Genomic DNA, 11,229 nt, shown 5'->3' with positions numbered 1-11,229 from the left:
GGTATAGCCAAGCGGTAAGGCAACGGATTTTGATTCCGTCATGCCTAGGTTCGAATCCTAGTACCCCAGCCATTTTGGGGCCTTAGCTCAGCTGGGAGAGCGCCTGCCTTGCACGCAGGAGGTCAGCGGTTCGATCCCGCTAGGCTCCATAACAAGCACTCATTTCTTTTTAAAGAAGTGGGTGTTTTTTTTCTATATAAAAAAGGGGGAATCGGAATGCAAAAAACACTAAATGGGGTAACCCTTCGTCCTTTAACCAAAAAAGATGGCGACGCCTTATGGGAGACATTTGAGCCGGAAGTGTATGTACACATGCTCACCAAAGTGGAGCGTAAAGAGCAATTACAGGGGTGGCTTAACTATGCGATTGATCGTATGGAAACTGAGAAGGATGTCTTGGTGTTTGCAGTGATAGATGAAAGGGCAAAAAAGGTGATTGGTACTACACGTCTGTATGATATAGACCTCAAACATAAAGCAGCAGAGATAGGGGCGACGATTTACGCAAAGCCTTATCAACGCACGCATGTCAATACGACGTGTAAGTATCTTCTTCTACAGTATGCATTCGCGGAGCTCGGACTCATGCGCGTACAAATTCGAACGGATGCTGAAAACGAAGCATCACAAAGAGCAATTGAACGAATTGGGTTCGTAAAAGAGGGTTTTCTTCGCAATGAAAAGATCCGGAGTACCGGAAAACCTCGGGACACTTATTTGTATTCCATGATTGATTCTGAGTGGCCGGAAGCAAAGAAGAGATTACTTGAGAAAATGAATAAATATACGTGATTTTGCGCGGTTGAGCCATCGTTATGTAAGCAGTTACAATAGACATAACGAATTGAGGAGGCATAAAATCATGAATAAATTAGAGATGTCCGTAATTGGAGTACCTATGGATTTTGGTCAAAATCGTCGCGGTGTCGACATGGGACCAAGCGCAATGCGATATGCTGGAGCGATTCAACGTCTAGAAGCTCTTGGGCATGACGTACGAGATGAAGGCGATATTTCGATTGATCAGACAAACGCTGGCCATGATACAAATACAAAGCTTCGCAACTTACCAGAAGTCATTGAAACAAGCACAAAGCTTGCTGACAAAGTGAGTGAAGTTCTAAGCAACAACCGATTCCCATTAGTTCTTGGTGGCGACCACAGTATTGCCATTGGGACGCTTGCAGGTCTTGCAAAGAACTACGAGAACCTAGGTGTGATCTGGTACGATGCGCACGCGGACATGAATACAGAAGAGACTTCACCGTCAGGAAACATTCACGGGATGCCACTTGCTGTAAGTATGGGTCTTGGTCATGACAAACTTGTCAACATTCATGGATACGCGCCAAAAGTGAAACCAGAAAACATCGTCATCATCGGTGCACGTTCAGTTGACCCAGGTGAGCGTGATTTGATCAAAGAAAAAGGTATGAAAGTATTTACGATGCACGAAATCGATAAATTAGGGATGACAGAAGTGATGAACCAAGCGATGTGGTACCTACGTGACCGTGAAGTGGATGGCGTCCACTTGTCTCTAGATTTAGACGGACTTGACCCACTCTATACCCCGGGAGTTGGGACGCCTGTACCAGGTGGAATCAGCTATCGTGAAAGTCACCTAGCGATGGAAATGTTAGCATCTTCAAACTTGATTACATCAGCGGAGTTTGTGGAAGTGAACCCGATTCTTGATGAGAAAAACAAGACTGCGGATGTTGCAGTTGCATTAATGGGCTCACTTTTCGGAGAAAGCCTTGTATAAAAAAGTCATTCGTCCTCTTCTTAAAAGAAGGGGACTTTTTTCATGCACTATATGAATAATTCGTCCCCTAAGGTCTGTCAAAATTTGTTACAATAAAATAATAAAGAAAAAGTGAAACCTATTGATACCATGGACCGTATAGATTATAGAACCGCAGAGGCGGAGGGGAAAGTAGAGCATGGATGCTATCGTCAACAAGAGAATCAAACAAGTGTTAAACGGGAATCAAGATGCCTATACAGAAATCGTGGATTTGTACCAAGCACGCCTTTATCAAGTCTGCTATCGTATGCTTGGCAACAAACACGAAGCCGAAGATATTACCCAAGAAGCTTTTTTACGGGCTTTCATTAATTTACATTCATTCGATCAGAAGCGAAAATTTTCTACATGGATTTTTCGCATCGCAACGAATCTTTGTATCGACCGAATCCGTAAAAAGAAACCAGACTATCATTTAGATGCCCAAGTTCCGGGAACAGATGGTCTCGACATGTACTCACAAGTCGCAGCGAGCGGAGCACTTCCTGTAGAGCAGTTGGAGAAAATGGAGATGCAAGAGCGTGTCCAGTATGAAATCAGCCGCTTACCAGATAAGTATCGTTCGGTGATCGTTTTGAAGTACATGGAAGAATTACCGCTACAAGAAATCAGTGAAATTTTAGATCTCCCTCTCGGTACAGTGAAAACACGGATTCACCGAGGGCGGGAAGCACTCCGCAAACAAATGAGTCAGCTCCCGATGACGGAGGTAGGAGGGAAACGATGATGGGTGCATGCCACGAGAAATACATTGAACTAATGCATGCCTATCTAGATGGGGATATTCAGCCTGATGAAGAAAAAGAGCTGAAAGCCCACTTGAAGAGCTGTGAGGCATGTCAAGCGCATATGCACGAACTTAGTGACGTTGTTGCGTTTATGAAGAGTGCTCAGCCGGTCACACCACCACCAGATTTGACGTCAAACATCATGGCCACACTACCAAAACGCAACGTTTCAGCCGGTACACAAAACTGGTTTAGACGTTATCCAATAGTATCAGCAGCCGCAGTATTTTTAGTCTTTATGAGTGCCATGTTCTTTGGCAACTTCTCGAATGACCAACAGTTCGCATTTACGAAAGCCGATAATATTCTAGTAGAAGGCGACACTGTGATCATTCCAGAGGGAGAAGTTGTAGAAGGCGATTTTGTCGTCCGAAATGGTGATATTCGTGTGGAAGGAACCATTGAAGGGAATTTGACGGTCATCAACGGTCGCATCATCAATGAAGATGAGATTGAGACATCTTCCTTAATGGCATCCACAGCGGTGGTCACAGGAGAAATTGAAGAAATCGACCGTGTCTTTGAATGGTTATGGTTCAAAATGAAGTCTGGCTATCAAGGTGTCGAAAACTGGATCACAGGTAGTGACGATTCTAGTAATTAAATGAAGAACTCCCGCATCTCCTATGAGGTACGGGAGTTTTTTCTATACGCATCTATGGTATACTAGTGCCATATGCATACAGTGAAAGTGGGGTGGCCACATGGACTTTTTGATGCAACTACAAAACAGTGAACCCATTGAATTGCTTATTACGATTCTAGACGTCCTGTTCGTGTGGTTTGTCATTTATAAACTCATCACGTTGATCCGCGGCACAAAAGCGGTTCAATTGTTAAAAGGTATTTTTGTTATTATCGTGGCGCGTGTTATTACCGATGCCCTCGGAATGGAAACGCTCGGTTGGATGCTCGATCAAGTCATTCGATTTGGTTTTCTTGCCATCATTATTATTTTTCAGCCTGAGATCCGCCGTGCTTTGGAACAACTGGGACGCGGGAAGATTTTTGCCCGCAGTTCGTTGCAAGAGCAAGAGGAACAAAATCGACTCCTTGGTGCGATGTCGAAGTCGGTCAGTTATATGGCCAAACGCCGTATCGGTGCTTTGATTTCGATTGAACGAGAGACTGGGTTATCGGAGTATATAGAAACAGGTATTCCGATGAATGCTACGATTTCTTCGGAACTCTTAATCAATCTCTTCATTCCAAACACGCCTCTACATGATGGAGCAGTGATTGTTCAGCGCAATAAAATAGCTTCTGCTGCTTGCTATTTACCACTGTCTGAAAGTCCGTTCATCTCAAAAGATTTAGGGACGCGCCACCGCGCAGCAATCGGACTGAGTGAAGTGACGGATGCTGTGACGATTGTAGTTTCAGAAGAGACGGGAGCGGTCAGCATTACAGCCAATGGCGACCTACACCGGAACTTGACGATGGACGAATTTGAACAACATTTAAAACGTTTGTGGTTTGGTGAAACGGAGCAGCAAGTGACCACGTCAAAATGGTTATGGAAGGGGCCGAAAAATGGATAAAATGATGGATAATCCGTGGTTTTTACGTATTGTCTCCCTTTTATTTGCCGTCCTTCTATTTATTACAGTTCAAAATGAGTTAGAGGGCAATCAAATGAATACAGTAGGCACTAGCGTAGAAAGTATTCAAGATGTACCCGTTCAGGTCTATTACGATGATGACAATCTTGTGGTGACGGGTGCGCCTGATACTGTCACATTGAATATCGAAGGGCCAAGCAATCTTGTGCTTTCGGCTCAGACTATGCAGGATTACACTGTGTTTCTCGATTTGCGGGAATTGCCACTTGGCCAGCATGAAGTTGAAGTCCAATATGAAAATCTTCCGGAACGTTTAAAAGTGCGAACGGATCCACGGACTGTGACAGTTACGATTGAAGAACTCATCACGGAAGAGTTTGCAGTCGAACCAGATATGAATGAGCGATTGCTTGCTGACAATTATGTGGTAAAATCAACTAATGTTGAGCCGAACCGTGTAACGGTAACAGGAGCACGCAGTATTGTTGAAGCGATCAGTTTCGTGAAAGCGACTGTTAGTGGGGAACAAGGGCTCAATGAATCCTTTACACAGGAAGCCCGTGTTCGCGTTTTAGACAGGGACTTGAACAAGCTAGATGTCGTGATTAAGCCGGAAGTAGTGAATGTTTCGGTTGAGATTGAGCAATACAGCAAAGAGGTGCCAATCGTTCTGGAGCAAACAGGTTCTCCTCAAGACGGAGTTACGATTAATTCGATTACCTCTACGGTTTCTACAATGCGAGTCTTTGGGCCTCGTTCCGTGGTTGATGCACTTGAAGAAATTCCAGTGCGTGTGAATGTTTCACAAATCGAGGAATCGGGCACTGTAGACGTAGAAGTAGAAGCACCTGAAGGAATCGATCGAGTGGGAAGAGATACAGTCCCAGTCATAATCAATGCCACAGTAGCAGCACCGGAAAATGAAGCAGAACAAGTTCCAGAGGATGATACCTCTGTAAATACACCACCTGAAGACACGGAAGATGGGGTCACATCCCGTACATTTCAAAATGTACCGATTGTGATTGCGGGATTGGCAGAAGAATGGAGTTCCACTTTTGCCATCCCCAGTGATGGGGTCGTGAATGTAACAGCGACCGGCTCGGAATCACAGATCAATGAATTAACCGCAGAAGATGTGCAAGTGCGTATTGATGCAAGCACAGTCGATGAAGAAGGCGAATTTACTTTGCCGATCGAAGTCGAAGGATCTGATGTGGCAACATGGGTGGCTGAGTTATCTCAAGCAACGATTACTGTTGCAAGAACTTGAGTTGCCATGAATTAAGGAGAGAATTTCTAATGGGAAAATATTTTGGTACAGATGGTGTTCGTGGAGTCGCAAATGAGGGCTTAACACCAGAATTCGCATTTCGTTTAGGTCGCGTGGGCGGCTATGTATTAACTCAGAATGCTGAGGGCAGAGCAAAAGTATTAGTGGGCCGTGATACACGTATCTCAGGTCACATGCTAGAGTCTGCACTAGTAGCAGGTCTATTATCAGTTGGTGTTGAAGTCATGACGCTCGGCGTATTGAGCACACCTGGTGTGGCTTATTTGACGCGTGTTATGAGCGCGGATGCGGGAGTCATGATCTCGGCATCGCACAATCCAGTTGAAGACAATGGAATCAAGTTCTTCGGTTCAGATGGTTTCAAGCTAACAGATGAGCAAGAAAATGAAATCGAGGCGATTCTTGATCAAGAGGAAGATACACTTCCACGTCCAACAGGCGGAAATGTTGGAGCTGTATCGGATTATTTCGAAGGTGGTCAAAAGTACCTTCAATTCTTGAAGCAGTCGGTGACTGAGAACTTTGTAGGCATCCATGTTGCACTAGACTGTGCACACGGTGCTACGTCTTCTCACGCCACACATATTTTTGCTGACCTAGATGCAGACATTTCAACAATGGGTTCATCGCCAAACGGTCTTAACATCAATGATGGCGTTGGATCGACACACCCAGAAGCTCTTTCAGCTTTTGTGAAAGAAAAAGGCGCAGACATTGGTCTTGCGTTTGATGGTGATGGCGACCGCGTCATTGCAATTGATGAAAAAGGAAATGTCGTCGATGGCGACCAAATCATGTATATTTTAGCGCGTTATCTTGTCAAAGAAGGCCGCTTACACAAAGACACTGTAGTATCGACTGTGATGAGCAACATGGGCTTCTACAAGGCGCTTGAGCATCACGGCCTACACTCTGTCCAAACAGCTGTAGGAGACCGTTACGTGGTCGAAGAGATGCGTAATGGTGGATACAATTTGGGTGGCGAGCAATCGGGCCACATCATTTTCTTAGATTACAATACTACGGGTGACGGCCTCCTAACAGGTCTACAACTCGTGAACATTATGAAAGCAACAGGTAAGAAGTTATCAGATCTAGCGGGTGAGATGAAAATCTTCCCACAAAAGCTTGTCAACATCCGTGTAACGGATAAGCATGCTGTGACAGATAATGAAAAAGTGGCAGCGATCATTTCAGAGGTCGAAAGCGAAATGAACGGCAATGGCCGCGTCCTTGTTCGTCCTTCTGGAACAGAGCCGCTTGTGCGTGTCATGGTAGAAGCGGAGTCACAAGAAAAGTGCGAAAGCTACGTCAACCGTATTGCCGACGTCGTACGTGCTGAAATGGGCTTAGATCAATAATCCAGTCAAACGCCTCCCTTCCAGGGGGCGTTTTTTTGTTTAGAAAGGTCTAATTAGTAAGGTTTTAAGTAATTCAAGGTTTTCTAGAAAAGGTTTTGAGTAATTCAAGGTTTTTCTAGAAAAGGTTTTGAGTAATTCAAGTGTTTTCCAGGAAAAGGTTTGAGTAATTAGTTTCCATAAAATCATTTGGGGCGTTAAACGAGCGAGTACGGTCGCTAATTGATTCAACTCGGGCGTTAATTCACCACTTACGGTCGCTAATCACCTCATCTCGGTCGCTAATGACCATCCACCACACTTTCAAAACTCTTCTCCGACTCTTCTCCGATGGACTCAAAACACCTTATCAGATACTTAATTTCAATCTATACACTTAATCAACGAAATGATACTCTATGGAAAAGGAGGTATTTATATAGAATTTTATTCCTATCAACAACCGCTTTTCCCCTTAGAAATTTTCTACGCAAAGGTTCCCAACCACAATCCCCAAAAAATTTATCTTCAGAATCAACTGAACAACATAAAGGCAGGACTTCGTGGGGAACTAAATGTTCAACGGTATCTTGAGGAATTTCAGTTCCCTGCAGATTCAGTGATTGTTCATAATTTCCATACGACGATACACTCGAAATGGCATATTCAAATCGATTATCTACTTATTTCTCGTAAAGGTATTCTTCTTATTGAAGTCAAAAATATTGCCGGTCATATTCACTTCCACTCTAATCCACGTCAAATTGTTAGAACTCATGAGAATGGTACTGTTCAAGCAATGGATTGCCCCTTCATACAACTTGAACGAAATTTGATGGGTTTGAAGCAACTCAATCTAAATATCCACAACCTATCCACTCATACTTTATTGATCTGGGCGAACCGCTCAAGTCGTCTTACAATTCATGAGATACCCAAACCGCACACACTGATCATGATGAAATCAATTTCACTTTATTTAACGACTTACTTTAAAGGCCCTAACAGTTTAACTAGTGAAGAGGTTTCTCTCTTAAAAACATTCCTGTTAGAAAAAACAATAAAACAACGAAAGATTTCATTTTGTGAACAGTACGACGTGAACCAAACCGAGTTACTCAGAGGACTCTATTGCTCCCTGTGTCATAATCAATTGAAGAAACATATCAGAAGCTGGGTCTGTCCAATATGTAAAGTAGATGCGAGCGACCAGCTTTCAAATAACATTCTTAGCTTATTCGATATAATTGGTGGCGAATTAAAAGTAGAGATAATACGCAAACATATCCCAGAACTTAGTGTGAAACATATACGCTCAATTCTTAAGAAGTTAGGAATACAAAGTAGAGGAACTGGGCGGGGAATGATTTATTTTAGAGAGTAATTAGTTTCCATAAAATCATTTGGGGCGCTAAATGAGCGAGTACGGTCGCTAATTGATTCAACTCGGGCGTTAATTCACCACTTACGGTCGCTAATCACCTCATCTCGGTCGCTAATCACCTCATCTCGGTCGCTAAAGCCACTATCTCACCACTGAAAAGGGCATAAACCCCTATCATCCCAACCCCCTTTCTAGAAAACCCTTCGCCATCCGAATGTTTAATTCTTTCTCAGAGTGGAATACATACTACGTACAAACATTTAGGAGGAGATACAATGGCAAAAGTAGCAACGTTAATCACCAACATGTTTGAAGACGTCGAATGGACAGAACCAGCAAAAGCTTTGAAAGATGCGGGCCATGAAGTGGTCACAATCGAAAAAGAAGCAGGCAAGACGGTTACTGGGAAAAAAGACAATACAGAAGTCACAATTGATAAATCAATTGATGATGTGAACGCAAGTGATTTTGACGCACTTTTACTGCCAGGCGGATTCTCACCTGACCAACTACGTGCAGACGATCGTTTCGTCCACTTTACAAAAGAATTCATGGATGCGAAAAAACCTGTATTCGCTATCTGCCACGGGCCGCAGCTGCTAATTACAGCAAAGACTCTAGAGGGCCGCGATGCAACAGGCTTTAAATCCATTCAAGTTGATATGGAATATGCAGGAGCGAAAGTGCAAGATACGGAAGTAGTCGTTTGTCAGAATCAACTGGTGACTAGCCGTCAACCAGACGACATTCCGGCATTCAATCGCGAAATGCTCAAGCTTTTAGAGAACTAGGACCCCCAAGACCTTTTGGTGCCTAAGCACCAAAGGGTCTTTTCTTACATAGATTACAATTGACGAGACCCACTAAATTTTGTATGATATGGAGGTTATGCTGAGAAGCATAGGAACACGCGCTAAAGGAGGAAAGCTGTGCGCGCAAAGAAATCGGAAACAAGTTGAAGCGCCAGAGCTAAGGAACTCGGACGGAAACAGTCCTTAGCAGACGAGGTGGAGGTTTATCGAGGATTCGGCGGATGCCTCCCGACCGCACTACGCCCGGTTGTTACTCTATCTGTAAACCTGCCAAGCGATTGGTAGACAGACCGGATAGAAGGCGATACTAAATAAGTATGAAAAAAAAGCGCCCAAAGCGACGCTTCTTTTTGCATGCTTCAATCAATCGGAGGATTTTTATTATGTGTGGAATTGTTGGATATATCGGCGAACGTGACGCCAAAGAAATTTTGTTAAAAGGCTTAGAAAAATTAGAATACCGCGGCTATGACTCAGCGGGTATTGCAGTTCGTAACGAAGAAGGCATCACAGTATTCAAAGAAAAAGGCCGCATCGCAGATCTTCGCGGAGCAGTTATTGAAGACGTAATGGGCAAAACAGGTATCGGACACACACGTTGGGCAACTCACGGTGTTCCAAACCAAGTAAATGCTCACCCTCACCAAAGTACAACAGAGCGTTATACGCTAGTACACAATGGGGTTATCGAGAACTATCACTTACTACAAAAAGAATATCTTCCAGGCGTTGAAATGAAGTCTGATACAGATACAGAAGTTATCGTTCAATTGATCGAGAAATTTGTAAACGATGGCATGACGACTGCAGAAGCATTCAGCAAAACGCTTGAACTTCTTCACGGTTCATATGCAATCGCACTTTTAGATGCGGAAGAAGCACAAACAATCTACGTTGCAAAAAACAAGAGCCCACTTCTAGTTGGTCTTGGAGACGAATTCAATGTAGTCGCTTCTGACGCAATGGCGATGCTTCAAGTAACAGACACGTACGTAGAGCTTCACGACCAAGAAATGGTGATTGTGAAAAAGGATTCAGTTGAAATCCAAAAGTTAGACGGTACTGTTGTTGCGCGTGATTCGTATAAAGCAGAGCTTGATATGAGTGACATCGAAAAGGGAACATATCCACACTACATGTTAAAAGAAATTGACGAGCAGCCAGCAGTAATGCGTAAAATCATCCAAGCGTACCAAAACGAAGCAGGCGAGCTTTCAATCGATGCAGATATTTTAGAAGCTATCAATGCTTCAGACCGTCTTTACATCATTGCTGCAGGTACAAGCTACCACGCAGGTCTTGTTGGTAAAGAGTACTTCGAGAAAATTACGAAGAAGCCAGTAGAAGTGCATATCTCAAGTGAGTTTGGCTACAACATGCCAATCCTTTCTGAGAAGCCACTATTCGTCTTCATCTCTCAATCAGGTGAAACAGCTGACTCGCGCCAAGTTCTTGTGAAAATCAAGGAAATGGGCCACAAAGCACTTACCGTAACAAACGTTCAAGGATCAACACTTTCTCGTGAAGCAGACTTCACATTGCTTTTACATGCAGGTCCAGAAATCGCAGTAGCTTCAACAAAAGCATACGTTGCACAAATCGCTGTTCTAGCTGTGGCTGCAACTGTGGCTGCTAAGCACGCAGGTCATGATGTTGAATTTGACTTGATCAAAGAGCTTGGAATTGTAGCGAACGCAGTTCAAGCTATGGTTGACTCGAAAGAAGCAATCGAAGCAATCGCAAAAGATTTCTTAGCAACAACGCGCAATGCATTCTTCATCGGACGTAACGTCGACTTCTTCGTAAGTCTTGAAGGCGCATTGAAACTAAAAGAGATTTCGTATATCCAAGCAGAAGGTTTTGCAGGTGGTGAGTTGAAACACGGAACTATCGCTCTTATCGAAGACGGTACACCAGTGTTCGCTCTAGTAACACAAAAACCAGTGGCACTAAACATTCGCGGAAACGTGAAAGAGGTTGTAGCACGTGGTGCGAAACCTTGTATCATTTCAATGGAAGGTATGGAAGAAGACGGGGATACACTTGTTATTCCAAACGTCCACAGCTTACTAACACCTTTAGTATCTGTTATTCCACTTCAATTGATCAGCTATTACGCAGCGCTTCACCGCGACTGTGATGTGGATAAGCCGCGAAACTTGGCGAAATCTGTAACAGTAGAATAGAAACTATCCCCCTTTTGGATTCGTCCAAGAGGGGTTTTTTGTGGTAACAACTATGT

General features: G+C 43.7%; 10 protein-coding genes and 1 tRNA gene. All 11 read left to right on the top strand.

Annotation, left to right across the window (positions count from 1 at the left end; translation table 11 throughout):
* The first annotated feature begins 76 nt into the window (after positions 1 to 76).
* Positions 77 to 149 (top strand) — tRNA-Ala (locus AB5N96_RS11570).
* Positions 150 to 216: 67 nt separating this feature from the next.
* Positions 217 to 792, top strand: a complete 576-nt coding sequence (locus tag AB5N96_RS11565) for a GNAT family N-acetyltransferase (RefSeq protein WP_499705591.1) — start codon at positions 217 to 219, stop codon at positions 790 to 792.
* A gap of 70 nt (positions 793 to 862) precedes the next feature.
* On the top strand, positions 863 to 1,768 hold the full coding sequence (rocF, locus tag AB5N96_RS11560) for an arginase (protein ID WP_392455492.1): 906 nt from the start codon (positions 863 to 865) through the stop codon (positions 1,766 to 1,768).
* 178 nt (positions 1,769 to 1,946) lie between these two features.
* Positions 1,947 to 2,537 carry an RNA polymerase sigma factor SigW gene (gene sigW / locus AB5N96_RS11555; protein ID WP_204590376.1) on the top strand — a complete coding sequence of 197 codons (591 nt, stop codon included), beginning with the start codon at positions 1,947 to 1,949 and terminating at the stop codon, positions 2,535 to 2,537.
* A complete protein-coding gene (locus AB5N96_RS11550) occupies positions 2,537 to 3,202 on the top strand; it encodes a zf-HC2 domain-containing protein (RefSeq protein ID WP_204590458.1) in 666 nt (221 codons plus the stop codon). Before sigW ends, AB5N96_RS11550 begins: the two co-directional genes overlap by 1 nt.
* Before the next feature lie 100 nt (positions 3,203 to 3,302).
* Entirely contained in the window at positions 3,303 to 4,139 is an 837-nt protein-coding gene (gene cdaA, locus AB5N96_RS11545) for a diadenylate cyclase CdaA (protein ID WP_204590377.1), read from the top strand.
* Positions 4,132 to 5,433 carry a CdaR family protein gene (locus AB5N96_RS11540; RefSeq protein WP_499705590.1) on the top strand — a complete coding sequence of 434 codons (1,302 nt, stop codon included), beginning with the start codon at positions 4,132 to 4,134 and terminating at the stop codon, positions 5,431 to 5,433. Before cdaA ends, AB5N96_RS11540 begins: the two co-directional genes overlap by 8 nt.
* A gap of 29 nt (positions 5,434 to 5,462) precedes the next feature.
* A complete protein-coding gene (gene glmM / locus AB5N96_RS11535) occupies positions 5,463 to 6,815 on the top strand; it encodes a phosphoglucosamine mutase (RefSeq protein ID WP_499705589.1) in 1,353 nt (450 codons plus the stop codon).
* 385 nt (positions 6,816 to 7,200) lie between these two features.
* On the top strand, positions 7,201 to 8,175 hold the full coding sequence (locus AB5N96_RS11530; protein ID WP_499705588.1) for a nuclease-related domain-containing protein: 975 nt from the start codon (positions 7,201 to 7,203) through the stop codon (positions 8,173 to 8,175).
* Between the two features lie 275 nt (positions 8,176 to 8,450).
* Positions 8,451 to 8,966, top strand: a complete 516-nt coding sequence (locus AB5N96_RS11525) for a type 1 glutamine amidotransferase domain-containing protein (RefSeq protein ID WP_392455497.1) — start codon at positions 8,451 to 8,453, stop codon at positions 8,964 to 8,966.
* A gap of 404 nt (positions 8,967 to 9,370) precedes the next feature.
* Positions 9,371 to 11,173: a glutamine--fructose-6-phosphate transaminase (isomerizing) gene (gene glmS, locus AB5N96_RS11520; RefSeq protein WP_204590381.1), complete on the top strand. Its 1,803-nt coding sequence runs from the start codon at positions 9,371 to 9,373 to the stop codon at positions 11,171 to 11,173.
* The last annotated feature ends 56 nt before the right edge of the window (positions 11,174 to 11,229 follow it).

It is taken from the genome of Chryseomicrobium imtechense, assembly GCF_041475995.1.
Classification (GTDB): domain Bacteria; phylum Bacillota; class Bacilli; order Bacillales_A; family Planococcaceae; genus Chryseomicrobium; species Chryseomicrobium aureum.
The sequence above is the reverse complement of the archived record's forward strand: the minus strand, read 5'-3'. Positions and strand labels throughout refer to the sequence as shown.